Source organism: Mycobacterium sp. 852014-52450_SCH5900713 (assembly GCF_001667075.1).
Lineage (GTDB): Bacteria > Actinomycetota > Actinomycetes > Mycobacteriales > Mycobacteriaceae > Mycobacterium.
Map to the genome: position 1 here is coordinate 12,392 of NZ_LZIL01000072.1, position 19,612 is coordinate 32,003.

The window sequence follows — 19,612 nt, forward strand, 5'->3', positions numbered from 1 at the left end:
TAGGTCGGATCGCGCGCTATTCCCTATCTTATGCCGCGCCCCGCCCCTGCGGAAGATTTTGGAAAATGAATGCAAATCAGGCTCGCAGTCGCCATCATGGACGCATCCGCCGGCCGCGTTGCCGACGACTATGCCGCGCTTTCAATCAGTTGAAGTAGGCCGCCGCAAATTTAGTAAATCCCATAGCATTCCGCATTGCACTCACGTAACATAACTCCCCTCGGGCGTACATCTCTCCTCTAACGGATGGAGTGGTTCATGTCTCGTATGAAGTACAAGGTTGTCCTCGGGCTGATTCTGGCCGCCACCGCGTTAACATCCTCGGGTTGCACGGTGCCGCTTGTGATCGACTGCAGCACTGCAGCCACTGGAGTTACCTGCACGCCATAGGGGCCGTTCGGCCTTCGAGGGGTGCGCTGCTGGCACGCTTTCCTTGGTAAGACCCACTTTTGGGTCCACCGAGTGCTCGGCGTGCCAGTTAGCGCACCGGCTCTCGTCGTAGTGCTCGAGATGAGACTGCCTGCACGCCAAGCACTTATCTGAGCAGCGAGTCGCACGCTTCGTTCGCGCGCGCCGGTGACGAAAGTGCATCGCGCGATCCGGGCGGTCGTTGTGCGCTTCAATGCACGTCGGCACAGCCGCGTCGAATCCGTTGCCGCCGAATGCCTGATACTCCTGGTGCGCTGCCCTATGTGGCCGCCCCACTAACCAGTGCGGACATCACGGTGACCCGGATCCTTAAGTCGTTGCGGCACAGGGACCTTCGATACCGGAATCGATGGCCGTGGTCTTACAACCTATCGACCGCTAGGGGACCAGGAATTCGCAAATTCGTTTAATCCCATAGTATTCCGGATTGTACTCACGTAATATAACTCGTCTCGGGCGTAACATTTCTCCTCGGATGGATGGAGTGGTTCATGTCTCGTATGAAGTACAAGGTTGTCCTCGGCTTGGTCCTCGCCTTCACCGCATTGACGAGCTCCGGCTGCACGGTGCCTACCTTCTCGTGCAGCGGTGGAGCGACCGGAATCACCTGTACGCCATAGGCCGTCGGGGTTGCGCTACTGGCACGCTCTACTTTGCAGGTCCGCCTTCGGCCATAGGGCGTGCCAGTCAGCGCACCGACGTCCGTCAGGGTTCCTTTAGCGTGCCCGTCGACTAGGCGCCGCGCCGGCGTCACTGTGACAAATCGCCGCACGCCCTGTGGCACAACGAAATCGCGGCTGCGCAGTGCTCGGCGCCCGTGGGCCGAAGCTCTATTGCTTCCCTTTGCCGTTCTTCTTCAAGTCCGTATCCCGGCTGGGCTGAACGCGTTTCGGTTCTCCGGGCATTTTCGGGTAGTTCGGCGGATACGGCATATCGCCGAGGCCGCGTTCTTCGTCGGCGTCAGCGATCGCCAGTAGGGGCGCGATCGACTGCGCCACGTCATTCATTGCGGCCCAGGGGTCTTGGCGGCCCTTCACTAGATCGGGAACCGTTGTGATGGTGTAGTCGTCTGGTTCCGCGCCGGCCAGTTGGTCCCATGTCAGCGGCGTCGACACTGTCGCGATCGGGGTGGGGCGTACCGAGTACGCGGATGCCATGGTGCGATCCCGGGCGTTCTGATTGAAGTCGATGAAAATACGCTCACCGCGTTGTTCTTTCCACCACGCAGTGGTGACGGCCTCAGGCGCGCGTCGCTCTACTTCACGGGCCAGCGCGATGCCGGCTCGGCGTACCTCGATGAAATCCCAGTCGGTGGCGATCCGAAGGAAGACGTGGATCCCGCGCCCGCCGGATGTCTTGGGATATCCCACCAGACCGAGCTCGTCGAGCAGTGGTCGCAACACGTCAACCGCGACCTCGCGCGCCTGCTCGAAGGCGACGCCCGGCTGCGGATCCAGGTCGATGCGCAACTCGTCGGGATGGTCGGTATCCGGGCAGCGCACCTGCCACGGGTGCAAGGTGATGGTGCCCATCTGTGCCGCCCAGACGATGGCGGAGGGGTGCGTCACCTTCAGCGCGTCGGCGGTGCGTCCAGACGGGAACGTCACCCGGCAGGTCTGCAGATAGTCGGGGTGATGCTGCGGGACCCGCTTCTGGTAAATCTCCTCACCGTCGATGCCATCCGGGAAGCGCTGCAGATGAGTGGGCCGGTCACGGAGCGCGTCGAGCATCGGACCACCAGCCACGGCGAGGTAATACTCGACCAGCCGCCGCTTGGTGCCTTTCGAGCCCAACTTGGGGAAATAAACTTTGTCCGGATTGGTCAGGCGAACCGCAATACCGTCGACGTCGAGCTCTTCTGCAGCGGCCATACCAAAGATTCCAGCACAATCGGCGTATGGACTTACCCGTCATGCCCCCGGTGTCGCCGATGCTTGCCAAATCGGTGCGGTCGATCCCGCCCGATGCGTCATACGAACCGAAATGGGACGGATTCAGGTCCATCTGCTTCCGTGACCGCGACGAAGTGGAGCTGGGCAGCCGCAACGAACGGCCCATGACGCGCTATTTCCCCGAGCTGGTGGCCGCGGTCCGCGCGGAGCTGCCCGAGCGTTGCGTGATCGACGGGGAGATCGTCATCGCAACCGACCACGGCCTGGACTTCGAGGCACTACAACAGCGCATCCACCCAGCAGATTCGCGGGTGCGGATGCTCGCCGAGGCGACACCGGCGTCCTTCATCGCATTCGACTTGCTCGCCCTGGGCGACGAAGACTACCTGCGGCGACCATTCAGCGAGCGGCGCGCCGCCCTCGTCGATGCCGTGGCGGACTCGGGGCCTTCGATCCATGTCACTCCGGCCACCACCGATGTTGAGGTTGCGCGGCGCTGGTTCGACGAATTCGAGGGGGCCGGCCTCGACGGTGTGATCGCCAAGCCGCTGACCGTCACCTATCAGCCCGACAAGCGCGTCATGTTCAAGATCAAGCACGAGCGGACCGCCGACTGCGTGGTCGCCGGCTACCGCGTGCACAAGTCCGGCGGAGACGCCATCGGCTCGCTGCTGCTCGGGCTCTACCAAGAGGATGGTCAGCTCGCGTCCGTCGGGGTGATCGGCGCCTTTCCAATGGCCGAACGACGGCGCCTGTTCACCGAGCTGCAGCCGCTCGTCACCGGTTTCGAGGACCACCCGTGGAATTGGGCTGCCCATGAGGCCGGCGAACGGACGCCGCGCAAGAACGAATTCTCGCGCTGGAACGCCGGAAAGGATCTTTCGTTCGTGCCGCTGCGTCCGGAGCGCGTTGTCGAGGTTCGCTACGACCACATGGAAGGCCGGCGCTTTCGTCACACCGCGCAGTTCAACCGGTGGCGCCCGGACCGCGAGCCGCGCTCGTGTACATACGAACAACTCGAACAGCCGGTCACCTTCAGCCTCGGCGACATCGTGCCCGGTTTGGGATCGAGCTAGAAAGGCGGCGGCTGGTTAGGCAGGAAAAGACGACCGCGCCGTCAGCTGGACTTCGCTGATCGCTTTTATGAGCGCGATGCACCCGCGATCAGCACTTTCGCTGCACGCCTGATGCATCCAATTCGCTTAATTCCCTTGCCAATTCGCCGATCATTTCTGAGCCGTCGGCGCGCTGGCGTCGCGGGCGTCGCCGCAGTCGATGTACCTGCTCGTCGATCCGAGCCACACGGCGACGCTCTACAACGCACCACAGCGCTCCGGCGATGGTTCCCAGTCCGGCGACCAATCCCGTCGTGGCGATCCATTCGTAATGTCCGTAGGCCGCGACCGCCGCAGTGCTTATCATCCCGGATACCCCGATAGCTAGCAGGATGAGCCCCGGCCATAAGAGGTTGTCCTTCATCGTCATGCCGGCGTGCGGTTGCGTGGTCCGGAAATGATCAGTTGGATCGTGATGCCTGTCTCCCATCATCCTCTCCCTCGGTCGTCGGACGAGTGGCGGCATTCGTTACTTATAAAGACGATTACCGTCGGGGGTAGGTTCGGCGGATCTGGCGAAAACTTGGGCGCCCCCTGCTTTCGCGCAGCTCAGAGACAGGGAAACTCCACGCATCGTGGAGGCCGTGCGCGAAAAGGCAGCCGCCATTCGACGGCCCCGGCGTTTAGCGCCCGCCGCGGGCGGGCACGCGGACGTACATGTCAGTGACAGCGTTTCAGGACCTGCCGTTGGCCGATCGCGACCGCAAGTGGGACGGTGACGCCGCCGAGAAGCGCGTCCGCAAATGGGCCGAGGCGCAGGACGCACCGAACCAGAAGTACCGCGACGCCCACGTCTGGTACGACAACGCCAAGAAGGACAACTTCACGGCGTACAAACTGTTGATCGCCGATGTCGTCGGCGGCGACCTCAAGGCTGTGCCGCGTGGTGTGATGGCGGCCGGCGCCATCATGGACGGCGCCCGTGGCGGCATCGACCTGCCGAAGGCGGACGTCGACCGTGTAAAGAGCCACTTGGCGAAGTACTACAAGAAGATGGGCGAGAGCCCGCCCTGGGAGCGCGGGTGATCTAGACCGCGACGGACAGCCGCGACAGTCCGCGCAGCGTGACGTTGGCCTTGTACTGCGGCTCGCTGTCCAGCCGCGCGTTTGGGAAGCGCGCGGTTACCGCCGCCAGCGCGACACTTGCTTCCAGCCGGGCCAGCGGCGCGCCCAGACAGTAGTGCGCTCCCCGACCAAAACCCAGATGTCGCAATCCTTTCCGCTCCGGGTCGAAGAGATCGGGCCGGTCGAATTCCGCAGGGTCACGGTGGGCGGCGGCGAGGACCAACATCATGACATCGCCCGCTGGTACCTCGACTCCACCAATCATCATGTCGGCGAGAGCAATTCGCCCGACCAGCTGTACGGGTGGGTCGAACCGCAGGGTCTCTTCCACGATGGCCGACGCTCGTCCGGAGTCGGCGCCCAACCGGCTCCACTGGCCGCGATCGCGCAACATCGCCAACATCGCATTCCCGATCAGGTTCACCGTCGTCTCGTGTCCGGCGATCAAGAGCAGATTGCAGGTGGAGACAATCTCCTCTTCGGTCAGTTGATCTCCGGACTCCTCCACCGCGATCAGCCCCGACAGCAGGTCGTCACCGGGTGTCGAACGGCGGCGGTCGACCAGGCCGTGAAAGTACTCGCGCAGCCACGTTCCGGCCTGCTGTCGCTCATTCGCGACCTCGGGCGGCACTCCGGTAATCGTCGAGAACGGATCCAGCGCCTGGGCGAGCAGGGCGGATGCACGGCTGAATTGGGGCTCGTCGTCGAGCGGCACGCCGAGCAGCCGGCAGATCACCGCGACCGGCAGCGGATAGGCGAAATCCTCGACGACGTCGAAGTGGCCCTTTTCGGCGACCCGATCGAGCATTCCGTCGACCAGCGAACGAATATCGGGTTCCAGCGCGTTCACCACCTTCGGCGCGAATGCCTTACTGACCAGCCTGCGCAGCCTGGTGTGATCGGGTGGATCGAGAAACAAAAAGCCCGGCGGGCCCTGCCTGCGCGGCGCCGTGCCGGTCTCGGCCTGCCGCTTGGCGACCGTCGAGTTGACGTTGTCGCTGCTTGACGATGGGTGCCGCAACACCTCGTCGCAGTCTCGGTAGCTTGAGAAGACGGTCAGGTTGGCGCCGGGCAATTGCAGCGCGCCGCCGTCGCGAAACTGCGCACACAGTGGATACGGGTCGGGCCGGTTGGCCGGGTCCAGCAGCTGCAGCAGCAACCCCTGGGAATCGGTCGGCGCGGTCGTCATGCGGCCATTCTGCCCCTAGGCGGACCGCACGTAGTTTCAGCGACGGAGGAACTCGACGATGTGGCCCGCCAGCTCCTCGCCCGCATCCTCTTGCAGGAAGTGTCCGGCGCCGCGGATCAGGGGATGATCGATTCCCTGCGCGCCGCGCATCTCGCGTTGGAAGATGGCGCCCATCGGGCCGGTGATCGGGTCGCTGTCGCTGAAGGCGACCAGCATTGGAGTGGGGCTCGCCGAGAGTTTGGCCCACGCCGCTTTGTTGGCCGCCGCCGCGGGATCGTCCGGCGAGGTCGGCACCAAGCCCGGCATGGCCCGCGGACCCGCACAGTACTCGTCGCCGGGGAACGGCGCGTCATAGCTCGCGCGCACGTCGTCGCTCATCGGTTGCCGACAGCCGCCCTGCACGAACGCGCCGACGTGTAGCTCCGGCGCGGTGGTGATCGCCTCGCGAAAACGCCACCAGACGTCGGGCATCGGCTGCTCCCCGGTCGGCAGGCCGGTGTTGGCCACGACCAGCTGGGCGAATCGATCGGGGTGTTCGGCGGCGAGGCGCAAACCGATCAGCCCGCCCCAGTCCTGGCCGACCAGGGTCACGTTTCGAAGGTCGAGGACGTCGAAGGCCACCGCGCGCATCCATTCGACGTGGCGCGCGTAGCTGTGATCCTCGCGGCGGGTTGGTTTGTCCGAGCGACCGAACCCGACCAGATCGGGGCAGATGACCCGGTGTCCGGCGCCGACAAGTACCGGAATCATCTTGCGGTACAGGAAAGACCACGACGGTTCGCCGTGCAGCATGAGGATCGGGTCGGCGCGCTCGGGGCCGTCTTGCACCCAGGCGACCCGCAGCGTCCCGCCTTCGCCGTCCGATATTTCGCAATACCTGGGCGCATACGGAAAGTCGGGCACGCGGTCGAACGACTCGTCGGGTGTGCGTAACGTCTGCATGTCAGGTCCCTTCGTGTAACCCCGCCAAATCGGGATACGCCATCAATCGGTCTAAGAATTCGAGTTGCCCTTTCAGGAGCTTGACGCGGGCCTGCGCCACCGAAAACCAGCCCACCCGATCGACTTCCGGGAACTCGCGAAACTTGCCCGAACCCTTCGGCCATTCCAATTCGAAGGTGTTGCTGCGCGCGTCGGTCACGTCCAAGTCGCCGCAAACGGCGAAGGCGGTGACCAGCTTGCCGCCGGACTGTTTGAGTTGGCCGAGATCCAGCCGGGCCCCGGCCGGGGCCGAAAGCCCGAGTTCTTCTAAGAACTCGCGTTGCGCGGCCGCCCACGGATCTTCGCTCTCGGCGTACTCCCCTTTTGGAATCGACCACGCCCCGTCGTCTTTTCGCGCCCAGAACGGGCCCCCCGGATGGGCGATCAGGACCTCGACGACGCCGTCGCGGGTCCGGTACAACAGCACACCCGCACTGAGCTTCGGCATTCGCTCAGGACCCGACCGAGCGTTCCAGGTCCTTGAGCGACGACTCGAGGTGCGCGAGCAGACGCTGCAGGTGCGGCACGCTGCGACGGCATCCCACCAAGCCGAAGTCGAGGTTTCCGGCGTTGTTGGCCAGCGTGATGTTCAGCGCCTGTCCGTCCAGCGCGATCGACAGCGGATAGTTTCCGTCGAGCCGGGCGCCCCCGTAGTAGATCGGCTGGGTAGGCCCCGGCACGTTGGAAATGATGATGTTGAACGGCGGCGACGTCGACGCCACCCAGCCGGGGACCGCCGCCAACGCGAGCGCTGACGTATTGGCTGCGGACAGCGCCAGCGCCTGGAAACGAGGCAACTGCGAAAACACCTCCTTGTTGCTCCGCATCGAATCGCTGATCGTCTGCAGTCGCTGCGCGGGATCGTCGGTGTCGGTGGCGAGATTGCACAGGATGGCTCCGACGAGGTTGCCCCCGGCGTCGGCCTCGTCTTCGGTGCGGAGGCTGACGGGGACCATCGCGATCAGCGGTGTGTCCGGTAGCGCGTTCTGCTCGAGCAGGTAGTAGCGCAGGGCGCCTGAACACATCGCCAGGACGACATCGTTGACCGTCACGCCGGCGGCTTTCTTGACACTCTTGATGCGGTCCAACGACCATGACTGCGCGGCGCAGCGGCGCGCGCCGCCGATCTTGACGTTCAGCATGGTGCGCGGGGCTCCGAACGGCAGCGTCAGCTGCTGTTCGAACAGCGCCGCTCGGGCCAGCAAAAGCGTCGACGGGGCGAGCGCCGCAAGGGATCCCGCCGCCCGCAGCGCCGAAGTCAGCGGGCTTACCGGGTTGCTCTTGCGCTTGCTTTTGGGCAGGCTCCATGGCGCGCGGATCTCACGATTGTCGGGATCGGTCGACAACGCGCGCTGCATCAGCTTCTGCGCGGAGACGCCGTCGATCAGTGCGTGGTGGATCTTCGTGTAGATGGCGAACCGGCCGTCCTTGAGACCCTCGATGATGTGCGTTTCCCACAGCGGACGATGACGATCGAGCAGGCTGCTGTGCCACCGCGAGGTCAGCTCGAGCAGTTCACGGATCCGGCCGGGCGACGGCACCGCCGAGCGCCTGACGTGGTAGTCGATGTCGACGTCTTTGTCGTAAGACCAGCCCAGGTTCGCGATTCCACCGACGAACGTCGCCGGATGCTTGCGGAATGTGGGCTGGAAATCATCCTGCGCGACCAAGCGGTCGTAGAGGTCACGGACGAAGCCGCGGCCGGCGCCCTCCGGCAGCTCGAACAACTGCAGACCGCCGACGTGCATGGGGTGTTCCCGCGACTCTCCCAGCAAAAATATCGCGTCGGTGGGCATCATCAGTTCCATCCATCAATTAGACCTCGACGGACGCCGGGCCGAAGGCGCTCTTCGAACATCGCGGTCTTTCGACCCGACCGAAAGGACAAAAGGCCGTACCGTAGGCCCGCAGCCGGGTGGCAGCATGGGTTCGTGACGACACCATCGTTGACCTGGGATGTGGTGGCCGTTGACAAGCCAGAGGATGTCAACGTGATCATCGGTCAGGCGCATTTCGTCAAAACGGTCGAAGACCTGCACGAGGCCCTGGTCGGCGTGAGCCCATCGCTGCGGTTCGGCGTGGCCTTCTGCGAAGCGTCCGGACCGCGGTTGGTTCGCCACAGCGGCAACGACGCGGACTTGGTCGACCTGGCAACTCGCGCCGCGCTGGCCATCGCGGCCGGACATAGCTTTGTGATCTTCTTGCGGGAGGGCTTTCCGGTCAATGTCCTCAACCCCGTGAAAGCGGTGCCCGAAGTCTGCGGGATCTACTGCGCCACAGCCAATTCCGTTGAAGTCATTGTCGCGGAGTCCCCGCGCGGTCGCGGCATCGTGGGTGTCATCGACGGTCAGACTCCCGTCGGAGTGGAAGGCGACCGCGACGCGGCCGAGCGCCACGATCTGCTGCGCGCTATCGGTTACAAGCTCTAAGTGTCAGCGCCCGCGAGTGACCATACCGACGTGGCGATCAGATCACCCCGATCGAGCCCTGCGGCGCGGTGTTGGTGCACTTCGGCGTACTCGGCAGTGGTCACCATGTCGATGAACGCCTGCGGCGTCGGGTATTCGACGATGAGAATGGCGTCCCACCATGGCTTTTCGCCGTCACCGATGACGAAGGCCGGCGCGGTTCCCGCGTAACGGACGGTGGCACCCACCCGCTGCAGGTGCGGTGCGACCTCCTGCCCGTAGCGCAGGTAGGACCCCAGGCCATCCGGGGTCTTGAACTTCAACAGGTTGACCATCACCACGGGTGCGTCGGCAGGCCGCGCGGCCAGGGCCGCGAACTGTTCGGCGGTGGGCTCCAAGTTGCTCATGGTGACGATTAGAGCAGATCGGTGATGGTCTTCAGGCCTGCCTCGTACAGCACGCCGGGCAGCATGCCACCGTCGTGCTCGATGGTGGTGCCGTTGACGAAGTCGGCCTCCCCGCCGGCCAGGAACACGCAGACCCTGCCCACCTCCGCGGGGTCGCCCGCGCGCCGTAGCGGAATCGCGGCGAAATACTCTGCGCCCGTTGGGTCGTCCTTGGGCAACACGAACGACCGGAAGTTCTCGGTCATCGTCGGCCCCAGCGCGATGCAATTGACCCGCACCTTGGGCCCCCACTCCTCGGCCAGCGAGCGGGTGAGATGGTTGAGCCCGCTCTTGGCCGCGCCATAGGAAACCAACGTCGGCGACCCGGCCGGATGGCCGGCCCCGCTGGAGATGTTGATGATGCAGCCAACACCGTCTTGGGTACGCATCTGCCGGTAGACGCGGATAGCGAACCAGAGCGGGCTGATGAGGTTCATCTGCACCGCGTACGCGTGGAACAGCGCGGTGCGCTCATATTCGTCGTCGCTGGCGGGCGCCCCCTGAATGCGTTGCACCAGCTCGGGAATGCTGTCGGCGTGCGGCGCCGGAACGGTACCGCCGGCGTTGTTCACCAGGATGTCGATCCGGCCGTGCTCGGCGACGACGTCGGCGACGAAGGAATCGATCGCGCGGTAGTCCCCTTGGTCACACACTTTCTGGTAGGCCCTGGCGGCCCAGTCGGTTTCGCAACCGGGGATGGCGTCCAGCGGCGAACGCGAACAGCCGACGACGGTGGCACCGGCGCGGAGCAGTTCGTGGGCGATGCCGACGCCCACACCGCGGCTCGTGCCGGTGACGATCGCGACCTTGCCGTCAAGGATGCTCATGACAGGCCTTCCCACTCGCAGTCGATGTTGACAGTCACTGTCAGCGGGTCATACTGTGCCAGTCCGGTCGTGGGCGTGTAAAGGCATGCAATTCGGAGGTCAGCAGATGAGTAGTCCGTCCAAGCTTCGTGTCATCCAGTGGGCGACCGGAGGCGTCGGCAAGGCGGCCATCGCGTGCGTCCTGAACCATCCGCAGCTGGAGCTGGCGGGCTGCTGGGTGCACAGCGCCGACAAGAACGGGGTCGACGTCGGGCGAATCCTCGGAACTGAGGACCTCGGTGTCACCGCCACTTCCAGCATCGACGAGATCCTGGCGCTGGACGCCGACTGCGTCATGTACAGCCCGCTGATACCCAACGACGACGAGGTGATCGCGATCCTGCGATCCGGCAAGAACGTTGTCACGCCCGTCGGCTGGGTGTATCCCGATCCGGGTAACCGCCGGCACCAGGCCGTCGCCGACGCGGCGGTGGAAGGCAAGGTGACCCTGCACGGTTCGGGGATCCACCCCGGGGGCATCACCGAACGATTCCCGCTGATGCTTTCGTCGTTGTCGTCGGCAGTCACCCACATCCGCGCCGAGGAATTTTCCGACATCCGCACCTACAACGCCCCGGACGTCGTGCGCCACATCATGGGCTTCGGCGGCACCCCCGAGGAAGCCATGCAAGGGCCCATGGCCGGGCTGCTCGATGCCGGATTCAAGCAGTCGGTGCGAATGATCGCAGATCACATGGGATTTCGCATCGAACCGAACATCAGGACCATCCAGGATGTCGCCGTCGCGACCGCCGACATCGACTACGCACCGTTCCCGATCACCACCGGAACCGTGGCCGCGCGCCGGTTCCGCTGGCAGGCCCTGGTAGACGGCGAGCCGGTCATCACGGCCGCGGTCAACTGGCTGATGGGTGAGGAAAACCTGGAGCCGGCGTGGAATTTCGGCGGCCGGGGCGAACGCTTCGAGGTGGAGATCACCGGTGATCCCACCGTGAGCCTCACCTTCAAGGGTCTGCAGCCCGAGACGATCGCCGAAGGGCTGGTGAAGAACCCCGGCGTGGTGGCCACGGCCAATCACTGCGTCAACGCGATCCCCGACGTCTGCGCCGCCGGACCCGGCATCAAGACTTACCTGGACCTGCCCATGTTCGCGGGCCGCCCGGCACCCCAACTCGCCTCGTCATGACCGGCGCCCTCGGCGACGTATCGTTCTGTCACCTCGTCGTCGGTGTGACCGACATGGACCGTGCCCTGACGTTCTACCGCGACCTGCTCGGCATGGAGATCGTGTTCGAAACCCTCATCTCCGGTGAGCCTTTCGACGCGGTGCTGCACGCCACCCGCAAACAGGAGGGCCGGGTGGTGGGCGGGCTGCTCGGCGGGCTGATGGTTGAACTGCTCTCACTGGGTGCGAGCCCTGCCGATCAGCGGCCCGCGCGTCGCGGTATCACCGGGATTCACAACGTCTCCCTGTCGGTGCCCGATCTCGACGACACCCACCGCCGTGTTAGCGCGGCCGGCTACCCGCCCGACCAGAAACCCTTCGAAATCGGCGGGGTGCGAATGTTTTTCGTCAAGGACCCGGACGGAACCCCGGTCGAGTTCATCCAGCTGCCCGACGGAGCGCGCAGCACCTACGAGATGCATCGTGGGACCCCGCTGCGGATGGGACCGGTCACATGACCTACAGCCATCCCTCCTCGATGCGCGAGCACGTCGCAATCGTCACCGGCGCCGCCCAAGGCGTGGGCAAGGGCACCGCCGCCGCACTGCTGGAACGCGGAGCGGCGGTGCTGCTGGTCGACATCCAGGACGAGTTGCTGGGCAAGACGGCCGCCGAACTGTCGGCGTTGGGACGCGTCGAGAAGCTGACGGCTGACCTGCGCGACCCGGACAGCGCCCAACGAATTGTGACGGCCGCGGTCGACGCTTTCGGCACGGTGCACGGCCTGGTCAACAATGCGATCGCCACCAACGAGCCCAAGGCGTTCGTCGATATCACCACCGAGGACTTCGCGCTCGGTCACGACGTCGGCCCGCGGGCGACCTTCCTGCTCATGCAGGCCGTGCACCCCGTGATGGTCGAGGCGGGCGGCGGCTCGATCGTCAATCTCGGCTCCGGGACGGGCACCGGCGGCGAGCCGAAATGGGGCGGATACGCCGCCGCCAAGGAGGCCATCCGGGGCCTGTCGAAGGTCGCCGCTTTGGAGTGGGGGCGCGACAACATCCGGGTCAACGTCATCTGCCCGTTCGCCGAATCGGACGGTGTGAAGTTCTGGAAGTCGTTCGCCCCCGGAGAGTACGAGAAGGCCGTGCGGCGCGTGCCGATGAAACGGATAGGGGATGTCCGCACCGACGTGGGCGCGCTGGTGGCCTTCCTGCTGGGCAGCGACGCGACGTTCATCACCGGCCAGACCATTCACGTCGACGGTGGAATCGGCTGCTTCCGGTGACCCTTCCCACCAGAGGAGAATCGCTGCGGGACCGGCAGCGCGCCCAGATCCGGGCCGACATCAGGCGCGCGGCGTTCCGGCTCTTCGTCGAGCGCGGATACGACGCCGTGACGACCGAGGAAATCGCCTCTGCCGCAGGAGTTTCGCCGCGAACATTTTTCCGGTACGTGCCAACGAAGGAAGAGCTGCTGCTCGCACCCGTTCGCCATGGCGGCGCAGCGATCGTCAACCTGCTCGAGCAGCGGCCCGCGAGTGAGCCACCCGATGTCGCACTGATCAACGCCATCATCACGCGGACCCGATCGTTCGACCAGGCGGATACCGACGAGTGGCGAGAAGCGCTGCTGGTAGCCCCCGACCTGCTGCGTAAGGTGACCGTTCACACGCCCGCCGACAAGGAGCGGGCGGCCAAGCTGATCGCCGAGCGCATGGGCGTGAACTCCGACGCCGACCTCCGTCCCGGCTTGCTGGTCCAACTCGCTTTCGCAGCAGCCGATTTCGGTTTCCAGCAATGGGTACGTCAGTCGGGTCGCCCCTGGCCACTGGACCGCTACGTCACCGAAGCACTCGAAGCGGTCAAGAGCCAGCACTGGAAACGGAAGCGCACCTGATCAACCCCGCAACGCCTCGGGGTTCGCGATCCGGATCGGGGCCCCGTCCAGCCACGCGGTCACCGCCTCCACAGTGTCGGAGTAGAAGGCGGCGAGCATCTCACGGGTGACGTAACCCAGGTGGGGCGACAGCGTCACATTCGGAAGCTGCCTTAACCGGTGATCCGACGGCAGCGGTTCGACGTCATAGACGTCCAGCCCCGCACCGGCAATGCGCCCGGTCTCGAGAGCCACGATCATCGCGGCCTCGTCGACGATCGGGCCCCGCGACGTGTTGATCAAGTATGCCTGCGGCTTCATCAGGGCCAGCTCGGGCTCACCCACCAGACCGCGGGTGCGTTCAGACAAAACGACGTGGATGGAGACCACGTCGGACTCCTCGAAGAGCGTCGCCTTCTCGACCCGGCGCGCGCCGGCCGCCGCGGCGGCGTCCGCGGTGAGGTTCTGGCTCCACGCGATGACGTCCATGCCAAAGACTTTCGCGTATTCGGCCATCCGCTTGCCCACCCGGCCCAGGCCGAGCAACCCGAGCGTCTTGCCGGACAACGTGAGACCCGTCGTCACCTGCCAGCCGCCGCCTCGCATGCGCCGGTGTTCTTCCGCCAGGTTGCGTACCGTGGCGATGAGTAACCCCCAGGCGAATTCGGGGGTGGCGTCGTGCACGGATCGGAATCGCGGATGGGCGAAGTCGGTGTGGGCGACGATGACGCCGAGCTCGGTTGCCGCATCCAGGTCCAGATTGGGCAGGCTTCTTCCGACGATCGTGATCAGTTTCAAGTTCGGCAGCCGCGCGAGCAGCGTTCGCGGTAGCGCCATCCGCTCGCGCAGGGTGCAGATCACATCGAATGGCCGCAGCTCTTCCGCCGCTTCGTCCTCGGAGAGGTGGCGATCGAAAACGGTTACGCGGGAACGGTTTTGCACCGATGACCAGTCGGCAAGCCGCAGGGCCGCTTTGGCATAGTCGTCCAAAATCGCCACTTGGGGCGCGGGGTCACCCATCTCACCATTCAAGCACCGACGCTTGGTCTGGTGATGCGGCGGCTAGCCCTGGTTGTGGTCGCGGCGATATGGGTCGTTGGGCCGGGCCCGGCGATAGGTCGCCAGCTCGCGTCTAACCGCCCCCACCGGCGCCTCCGCCAGCACCCCCAGCGGCGCCGCCACCCGTGCCTGTGCTCCCGCTGCCCCCATAGGCCCCACCGGGAACGGGCGGTGGGGCCGGACTGGACGACGTGGGCGTCGGCGGCGCCTCGGGCGCCTTGCTCGCCGACGTGCCTGCGCCCGTACCACCACTTAGGGCGACCGCCAAACCGAGTGCGGCGGCGCCGCCGACGAGCGTCAGGGTCCTTGCTCCAGATTTCATGGCTGGCCGCATACCCGCTTATTCCGGGGCGCAATCTGCGGTTGGCCCGTTAGTTCAGCGCGGGCAGGACCTTGTCGGTGAGCAATTGGACCGACTTCCACGCTTCGTCGACGGGCATGCCACCGACCAGTGGGTGCATCACGAGCGGTCCGTAGTCGTCGGCGTCGCGCACCTCGGCGATCAGCTCGTCGGGAGTCAGGAAGCGGTACCGGCCCGACGCACGGACCTCGTCCAGCGTTTGCACGCCGGGCAAATGCATCAGGGACCGTTGGTCGGTCGACCATCCGCCGTAAGTGACCGCCTCCCAAAGGATGTGGTCGCCGAGTTCGGCCCATGCCCGGTCCGGGTCCTCGTGCAGGAAGATCATTCCGCGGTTAACCGGTCCCGGCATGAGGATGAGCGGCGTCATGCCGGCGTCGGCACACAGCTGGCGGTAGTAGGCGGCGATGTCGGGCAGGTGGTCGGCGAGGCTGAGGGGTAGCCGGAATCGTGCCGCACGTCGCGCCGTGGCACGGGCGCCGCCGCCGACGTACAGGGGCGGATGCGGCCGGGTCCAGGTGCCGGTGCAGATTCCCGCTTCGGCCTCGGCGCCGGACCATACCGACAGCATCCGCTCGAGCAGGCTGTCCATCAGAGCGCCCCGGCGCGCGAAATCGACGCCCATTGCGCCATATTCGATGGTGCGGTACCCGAGGCCGACCGTGGTGTGCAACCGGCCGCGGCTCATATTGTCGACGAGAGCGATGTCCTCGGCGAGCCGGACCGGATTCCAGAGCGGGCCGAGCGCACAATCCACGCTGGCGATCAGCCTCGACGTTCGGGCCAAGAACATTGCCGCGGCCATGATCGGATTGCAGCTCCAGCCGTGGCCGGTCGCGTGGTGCTCGTCGACACTGATGGAGGTGATGCCGTGCGATTCGCCCCACTGCGCAAGTTCGAGGGCGGCCGACAACAACCCGCTCTGGGTGCGTGGTTCGCCTTGCGGCGAGGCGAAGTTGAAGCGCAGCACAGTCAGCAACACGTCATGCCCCCTCGGACCCCGCCATAGACCGTAGGAACGCGGGAAAGTCGGGAAACAGCGCGCGGTCGACGATCTCGATGCGGGCGCCGAAAGCGTCCGTGTAGTAGGCGAATAGCCCGAGGTCGGAGCCGGGGACGTCCGCCGTCATCTCGAGCGTGAAGCCGTTGGCCTCCAGCGCACGCGCACTCTGGGACAGGTCGTCGCTGAAGTAGCCCAGGTGGTGGACCGCGTTGCCCGGCGCTGCCGTCCACGGGCTCCCCGGCACCTCCTGCACGAGTTCGAGGTGCGGACTCTGCAAGGAGTAGACGATCGTCGAGGTCAATTCGCGGACACCCGCCGGGGTGCGGAACGGCAGGGTGTAGCTCATCGGGTTGATCCACCGGTAGCCGGCCAGCGCGCTCAGTCGGCCCATGGCCGCATCGAGGTCGGGCACGATGATGCCGGTGTGGTAGAAGTCCTCGGGCCGCAACGCAATTGACATGTCTTCCCTCGTGTCTCAGACGCAGTCCGACGCGGCGTCGACGACGAACACCGCGCCGCTGGTGTAGCTACTCTGCTCGGTGCACAGGAAGGCGATGGTCGGGGCGATCTCCCCGACCGAACCGAAACGGCGCAGCGGGATGTGCGCCAGTTCGGACTCCACCAATTCGGCCGAGCCGTGCATGGGCGCGGTCATCGGGGTGTCGATCGCGCCCGGCGCCACCGCGTTCACCCGGATTCCCTTACTGGCCCATTTGACCGCTAGGTTCCTTGTGATGCAGACGATCCCCGCCTTCGCCGCCCCGTATCCGGGCACCAGGGGAACGGCCCGCAGCGCAGACATCGACGCCAGGTTCACCACGCTGGCGCCGCCCGCGGCGGTCGACGCCTTCAGGGCGCGGTAGAGCCCGACCGTCAACCGGTACGGCCCGGTGAGGTTCAGCGCGACCGAGGCCTCGAACCCATCGGGCCTGGATTCGTCAAGGCCGCCAGGGAAATTGGCGCCGGCGTTGTTGACCAGTACGTCGAGCCGGGTGAACTTGTCCGCCAGCGCGTCCACCGAATCCGGGTCGCTGATCTGGAGCTGGTGATAATCCATGCCGGACAGGTCAACTTCGTAGTCGTCCGCCGCCGGTTTGGTTCCGGTGATGGCGACGCGGGCGCCGGCGTCGCGGAACAACATGGCGGTCGCGTGCCCGATCCCGCTGGTGGCGCCGGTGATCAGGGCCGTGGTCCCGGTGAAGTCGAAGCTGACGCGTGCCGTCATGAGTTCCTCGCTATCTGGTTTCTCAGCCAGGCGGTTTCCCAGAAGTTCGTGCTGCCGGCGAGAAGTTCTTCGTGGGCGTCCCGAAGCACGTCCCGGGCCCCGGCATGGTCCGACGGAAGAAGCTCGGCGAGGTGGATGGCCTGCAGCGGGCGACCGTCGGCGAGGTGTGCCCGCGCCCGGTTCACCAATGCGTCGGCCCCGGCCAGCTCGACCACGTCGGCCGCGACGGCGTCGAACCCGACCGGATAGAGCTCGGTGGTTGACTCGTGGTGAAACCAGCCGGAGTAGTTCTCCCAGATGGCCCGCACGTCCCAGGCCACCTTTCCATAGCCCTGTCCTACTTCGTATTCCGCGGGCAAGGCGATCTCGCGCATCAGGGTCCGGACATCCTTGCCGGCGTTCATCCCCTCGACGGTCTGATCGTGGACGTACCGGATCGCGTCGCGCAGCCGGGTCAGTTCGGCGTAAATCAGCTCGGCCCCGGCTATCGGTTCGAAATGACCGGTCACCAGGAGGTCGGCCCGCAGGTCGCGCACCCGCTCCACGGACGCGCTGGCCGTCAGCGCGTCGCGGTACCGGTCGCCACGGATGGTGACCAGGTTGGGAATGTGCCCAAAGAGCGGGCCGAAGACGTTACCGCACAAACATATACGCTCATCCGGCAGCCACACCACCAGTGAGTCGGTGGTCTCGCCGCCGGGCACCGAGATCAGCTCCATCCGCCGACCGGCGACCCCCAGGGTCAAGGTGTCCTCGAAATCGAGGTCGACGACGGGAACGCTTTGGCCGGCCAGCCGGCTACTCCCCAGCCGCCGCTGAACGGCTTGGACACCGGTCGCCAGGGTGTCCTTGAACGAGAAGGCGCTACGGCTGGCGCGATACGGAATGAGGCGCTCGTTGTCGTCGCGCCACAGCGTCCAGTTGGCCTGCGCGACGACGGTGGTGTCGGGGTCGCGCACGCTGTCCAAACCACCGACGTGGTCGACATGGCCCTGCGTGAAGATGATGTAGCGCACGGGCGAGGGGTCGACGGCGTCGAAGTTCGCCCGATGCACCGGGCCCTCGAAACCCATGCCGGTGTTGACGATCACCCGTCCCTCACGGGTGGTGAGTAGGTAGGAATTCGACAGCCCCGGTGAGACCCACAGACCGGGCGCGATCTCCTCGGCCCGTTCGGCGGCCGCGGGGCGCATGGCGTCGGCCCCGGGCCTGTTGCGGTAGACCGGTTCGAAATTCATCGATGTGTCGCCTTCCGGTTAGCTCTCGGCAAGGACGTCGAACCTGTCGAAGTAGAAGTCGAATCGTCGGCGCAGCTCGTCGGCCGTGACGCCGAAGTGTTTTTGCAGGTCGTAGTGGATGCGGCCGTGTTTGCCGCGCGGATTGCCGCCCAGGTATTTCTGGAAGCGCGTCCGCACCTTCGGCGGCAGGTCGACGCCACCGCATTCGTAAAGCCTTTCAAGCAGCTGCATTTCGTTGCCGTTCAGCTGGTGGAAGCTGACGTCGATGCTGCGTTCGGCCGGGACGAGATCGCGGTCGCGCACGCAAGCGCTGAGCAACCGGTGCACCCGGTCGCTCCAATAGTCCAGCAGCCAGTCGGGCTCGATGCTTGTGCGCCGCAGCCGATCGGAGTAGGCCATCATCGTGATCGCCGACTGGATAACCGCGACGGGATCGCGGTGCGTGAAAGCCACGGTAGCGTCCGGAAACGTCGCCATGAGCGGGCCGAGCTGCTCGCAATGCTGCGGGCTTTTCAGGACCCAGGTCCGCGGACCGCGCAGGAAGGTCAGCGCCTGCAGAACCTTTCTCAGGTATGCGTAGTGCCGGGTTTGATCCAGGCTCAGGTAGTAGTCGCGCCAATCCGGCACGCGCGCATGCCATTCCAGGACATAGGCGGCCACGTCGAGGTCGAGCAGTTCGACTTCTTCCTCGATCGCCTCGGGGAACCGGTCGTGCATGGCGGCGACCACCGGAGCGCTGGCCATCAACGCGTCGTGCTCGGATTTGGCTCGCGCATAACGGGGGTCGACCCCGGGGATGTCCGGCCCCTGACCGCGCGCCGGAATCGGCTCCTGGCTCTCCCAATACGGCAGGGCCCGCCGGCGCGGGTCGGCGGCAATGAGATTCACCAGATGAGTGGTGCCCGAACGCGGCATCCCGACGACGATGAACGGACGCTCGATCGGGATGGCTTCGATCTCGGGGTACCGCTTGAGGAGCTCGGTCAGGGACAACCGGTTGCGCAGCAACCGTACGACGCGTTGTCGCAACGACGAGCGCGTGAGCTGGCGCAGACCCTCATCGGCTTCGATCGCGGCGATGTGCGCGGCGAGCCGATCACCGAAGCCGTCGACATCGTCAAGGTCGTCGACTCCGGCCTGCTCGACGGCCTCCGCGAGCATCCGGTCGATGTCGAAGTCGACATGTTTGGCCTCGGTGAATTCCAGGATCTGGCGTTGGACGTCGGTCAGCCTGGGCGCGGTCAGGTCGTCGAAGTCGATCTCGTCAACGGCAGAGCCCACCGGATCCTCTTTTCGACGTGTCGTCGAAGAGAAATATGACACAGACGTCA

The 19,612-nt window shown here is 65.5% G+C and carries 22 protein-coding genes; 7 read left to right on the forward strand and 15 right to left on the reverse strand.

What is annotated here, in order from left to right:
• Positions 1-1,259: 1,259 nt before the first annotated feature.
• On the reverse strand, positions 1,260-2,300 hold the full coding sequence (ligD, locus tag A5773_RS21880; protein ID WP_066954844.1) for a non-homologous end-joining DNA ligase: 1,041 nt from the start codon (positions 2,298-2,300) through the stop codon (positions 1,260-1,262).
• A gap of 26 nt (positions 2,301-2,326) precedes the next feature.
• Here ligD and A5773_RS21885 point away from each other — a divergent pair, with 26 nt between their 5' ends.
• A complete protein-coding gene (locus A5773_RS21885; RefSeq protein WP_066954847.1) occupies positions 2,327-3,397 on the forward strand; it encodes an ATP-dependent DNA ligase in 1,071 nt (356 codons plus the stop codon).
• Between the two features lie 88 nt (positions 3,398-3,485).
• Here the strand turns inward: A5773_RS21885 and usfY are convergent, their stop codons facing one another.
• Complete coding sequence (usfY, locus tag A5773_RS25730; RefSeq protein ID WP_232001936.1) at positions 3,486-3,866, reverse strand: protein UsfY; 381 nt, start codon at positions 3,864-3,866, stop codon at positions 3,486-3,488.
• Between the two features lie 227 nt (positions 3,867-4,093).
• On the opposite strand from usfY, the gene A5773_RS21890 reads away from it, so the two are divergent.
• Positions 4,094-4,462, forward strand: coding sequence for a hypothetical protein (locus A5773_RS21890; protein ID WP_067792542.1), 369 nt, complete (start codon positions 4,094-4,096; stop codon positions 4,460-4,462).
• Between the two features lies 1 nt (position 4,463).
• Here A5773_RS21890 and A5773_RS21895 read toward each other — a convergent pair whose 3' ends face one another.
• Genes A5773_RS21895 through A5773_RS21910 form a run of 4 tightly spaced genes read right to left on the reverse strand, consistent with a single transcriptional unit; the run spans position 4,464 to position 8,479 of the window.
• Positions 4,464-5,690 carry a cytochrome P450 gene (locus A5773_RS21895; RefSeq protein WP_066954853.1) on the reverse strand — a complete coding sequence of 409 codons (1,227 nt, stop codon included), beginning with the start codon at positions 5,688-5,690 and terminating at the stop codon, positions 4,464-4,466.
• 36 nt (positions 5,691-5,726) lie between these two features.
• On the reverse strand, positions 5,727-6,632 hold the full coding sequence (locus A5773_RS21900) for a haloalkane dehalogenase (protein ID WP_066954856.1): 906 nt from the start codon (positions 6,630-6,632) through the stop codon (positions 5,727-5,729).
• A 1-nt stretch (position 6,633) separates the two neighbouring features.
• Positions 6,634-7,119 carry an NUDIX domain-containing protein gene (locus tag A5773_RS21905; protein ID WP_066954860.1) on the reverse strand — a complete coding sequence of 162 codons (486 nt, stop codon included), beginning with the start codon at positions 7,117-7,119 and terminating at the stop codon, positions 6,634-6,636.
• A gap of 4 nt (positions 7,120-7,123) precedes the next feature.
• The gene (locus A5773_RS21910; protein WP_067261695.1) at positions 7,124-8,479 is read right to left on the reverse strand and encodes a wax ester/triacylglycerol synthase family O-acyltransferase; all 1,356 of its coding nucleotides are present in this window, start codon (positions 8,477-8,479) and stop codon (positions 7,124-7,126) included.
• Between the two features lie 123 nt (positions 8,480-8,602).
• On the opposite strand from A5773_RS21910, the gene A5773_RS21915 reads away from it, so the two are divergent.
• Positions 8,603-9,100, forward strand: coding sequence for an adenosine-specific kinase (locus tag A5773_RS21915; protein WP_066954866.1), 498 nt, complete (start codon positions 8,603-8,605; stop codon positions 9,098-9,100).
• Here A5773_RS21915 and A5773_RS21920 read toward each other — a convergent pair.
• Together A5773_RS21920 and A5773_RS21925 are read right to left on the reverse strand one after the other, a co-directional pair.
• Positions 9,097-9,486, reverse strand: coding sequence for a DUF1330 domain-containing protein (locus tag A5773_RS21920; protein WP_067792545.1), 390 nt, complete (start codon positions 9,484-9,486; stop codon positions 9,097-9,099). The two genes, A5773_RS21915 and A5773_RS21920, sit on opposite strands and share 4 nt — an antisense overlap.
• Before the next feature lie 8 nt (positions 9,487-9,494).
• On the reverse strand, positions 9,495-10,352 hold the full coding sequence (locus tag A5773_RS21925; protein ID WP_067792548.1) for an SDR family NAD(P)-dependent oxidoreductase: 858 nt from the start codon (positions 10,350-10,352) through the stop codon (positions 9,495-9,497).
• Between the two features lie 106 nt (positions 10,353-10,458).
• On the opposite strand from A5773_RS21925, the gene A5773_RS21930 reads away from it, so the two are divergent.
• Genes A5773_RS21930 through A5773_RS21945 form a run of 4 tightly spaced genes read left to right on the forward strand, consistent with a single transcriptional unit; the run spans position 10,459 to position 13,416 of the window.
• Positions 10,459-11,538 (forward strand): dihydrodipicolinate reductase, encoded by a 1,080-nt coding sequence (locus A5773_RS21930; protein ID WP_066954975.1) that lies wholly within the window; start codon positions 10,459-10,461, stop codon positions 11,536-11,538.
• The gene (locus A5773_RS21935; protein WP_066954875.1) at positions 11,535-12,035 is read left to right on the forward strand and encodes a VOC family protein; all 501 of its coding nucleotides are present in this window, start codon (positions 11,535-11,537) and stop codon (positions 12,033-12,035) included. The genes A5773_RS21930 and A5773_RS21935 overlap by 4 nt, the downstream gene beginning before the upstream one ends.
• Positions 12,032-12,805: an SDR family NAD(P)-dependent oxidoreductase gene (locus A5773_RS21940; protein ID WP_066954878.1), complete on the forward strand. Its 774-nt coding sequence runs from the start codon at positions 12,032-12,034 to the stop codon at positions 12,803-12,805. Before A5773_RS21935 ends, A5773_RS21940 begins: the two co-directional genes overlap by 4 nt.
• Positions 12,802-13,416, forward strand: coding sequence for a TetR family transcriptional regulator (locus tag A5773_RS21945; protein WP_066954880.1), 615 nt, complete (start codon positions 12,802-12,804; stop codon positions 13,414-13,416). Before A5773_RS21940 ends, A5773_RS21945 begins: the two co-directional genes overlap by 4 nt.
• On the opposite strand, the gene A5773_RS21950 is transcribed toward A5773_RS21945, so the two are convergent.
• The 7 genes from A5773_RS21950 to A5773_RS21975 form a co-directional block, all read right to left on the reverse strand.
• Complete coding sequence (locus tag A5773_RS21950; protein WP_066954883.1) at positions 13,417-14,415, reverse strand: D-2-hydroxyacid dehydrogenase family protein; 999 nt, start codon at positions 14,413-14,415, stop codon at positions 13,417-13,419.
• Positions 14,416-14,457: 42 nt separating this feature from the next.
• A complete protein-coding gene (locus A5773_RS26150; protein ID WP_156659606.1) occupies positions 14,458-14,604 on the reverse strand; it encodes a hypothetical protein in 147 nt (48 codons plus the stop codon).
• A gap of 221 nt (positions 14,605-14,825) precedes the next feature.
• Entirely contained in the window at positions 14,826-15,797 is a 972-nt protein-coding gene (locus A5773_RS21955) for an LLM class flavin-dependent oxidoreductase (protein ID WP_067792551.1), read from the reverse strand.
• Between the two features lies 1 nt (position 15,798).
• Entirely contained in the window at positions 15,799-16,278 is a 480-nt protein-coding gene (locus tag A5773_RS21960; RefSeq protein ID WP_067261710.1) for a VOC family protein, read from the reverse strand.
• A gap of 15 nt (positions 16,279-16,293) precedes the next feature.
• Positions 16,294-17,043, reverse strand: coding sequence for an SDR family NAD(P)-dependent oxidoreductase (locus A5773_RS21965; RefSeq protein WP_067792554.1), 750 nt, complete (start codon positions 17,041-17,043; stop codon positions 16,294-16,296).
• Entirely contained in the window at positions 17,040-18,281 is a 1,242-nt protein-coding gene (locus A5773_RS21970; protein ID WP_067792557.1) for an MBL fold metallo-hydrolase, read from the reverse strand. Before A5773_RS21970 ends, A5773_RS21965 begins: the two co-directional genes overlap by 4 nt.
• An 18-nt stretch (positions 18,282-18,299) precedes the next feature.
• Positions 18,300-19,562 (reverse strand): sulfotransferase, encoded by a 1,263-nt coding sequence (locus tag A5773_RS21975; protein WP_067261717.1) that lies wholly within the window; start codon positions 19,560-19,562, stop codon positions 18,300-18,302.
• Positions 19,563-19,612: the final 50 nt, after the last annotated feature.

Bases quoted from the DNA above. Each gene is read 5' to 3' on its own strand.
- ligD (WP_066954844.1), bottom strand. From the start codon at position 2,300: ATGGCCGCTGCAGAAGAGCTCGACGTCGACGGTATTGCGGTTCGCCTG.
- A5773_RS21885 (WP_066954847.1), top strand. From the start codon at position 2,327: ATGGACTTACCCGTCATGCCCCCGGTGTCGCCGATGCTTGCCAAATCG.
- usfY (WP_232001936.1), bottom strand. From the start codon at position 3,866: ATGGGAGACAGGCATCACGATCCAACTGATCATTTCCGGACCACGCAA.
- A5773_RS21890 (WP_067792542.1), top strand. From the start codon at position 4,094: ATGTCAGTGACAGCGTTTCAGGACCTGCCGTTGGCCGATCGCGACCGC.
- A5773_RS21895 (WP_066954853.1), bottom strand. From the start codon at position 5,690: ATGACGACCGCGCCGACCGATTCCCAGGGGTTGCTGCTGCAGCTGCTG.
- A5773_RS21900 (WP_066954856.1), bottom strand. From the start codon at position 6,632: ATGCAGACGTTACGCACACCCGACGAGTCGTTCGACCGCGTGCCCGAC.
- A5773_RS21905 (WP_066954860.1), bottom strand. From the start codon at position 7,119: ATGCCGAAGCTCAGTGCGGGTGTGCTGTTGTACCGGACCCGCGACGGC.
- A5773_RS21910 (WP_067261695.1), bottom strand. From the start codon at position 8,479: ATGGAACTGATGATGCCCACCGACGCGATATTTTTGCTGGGAGAGTCG.
- A5773_RS21920 (WP_067792545.1), bottom strand. From the start codon at position 9,486: ATGAGCAACTTGGAGCCCACCGCCGAACAGTTCGCGGCCCTGGCCGCG.
- A5773_RS21925 (WP_067792548.1), bottom strand. From the start codon at position 10,352: ATGAGCATCCTTGACGGCAAGGTCGCGATCGTCACCGGCACGAGCCGC.
- A5773_RS21930 (WP_066954975.1), top strand. From the start codon at position 10,459: ATGAGTAGTCCGTCCAAGCTTCGTGTCATCCAGTGGGCGACCGGAGGC.
- A5773_RS21935 (WP_066954875.1), top strand. From the start codon at position 11,535: ATGACCGGCGCCCTCGGCGACGTATCGTTCTGTCACCTCGTCGTCGGT.
- A5773_RS21940 (WP_066954878.1), top strand. From the start codon at position 12,032: ATGACCTACAGCCATCCCTCCTCGATGCGCGAGCACGTCGCAATCGTC.
- A5773_RS21950 (WP_066954883.1), bottom strand. From the start codon at position 14,415: ATGGGTGACCCCGCGCCCCAAGTGGCGATTTTGGACGACTATGCCAAA.
- A5773_RS26150 (WP_156659606.1), bottom strand. From the start codon at position 14,604: ATGGGGGCAGCGGGAGCACAGGCACGGGTGGCGGCGCCGCTGGGGGTG.
- A5773_RS21960 (WP_067261710.1), bottom strand. From the start codon at position 16,278: ATGTCAATTGCGTTGCGGCCCGAGGACTTCTACCACACCGGCATCATC.
- A5773_RS21965 (WP_067792554.1), bottom strand. From the start codon at position 17,043: ATGACGGCACGCGTCAGCTTCGACTTCACCGGGACCACGGCCCTGATC.
- A5773_RS21970 (WP_067792557.1), bottom strand. From the start codon at position 18,281: ATGAATTTCGAACCGGTCTACCGCAACAGGCCCGGGGCCGACGCCATG.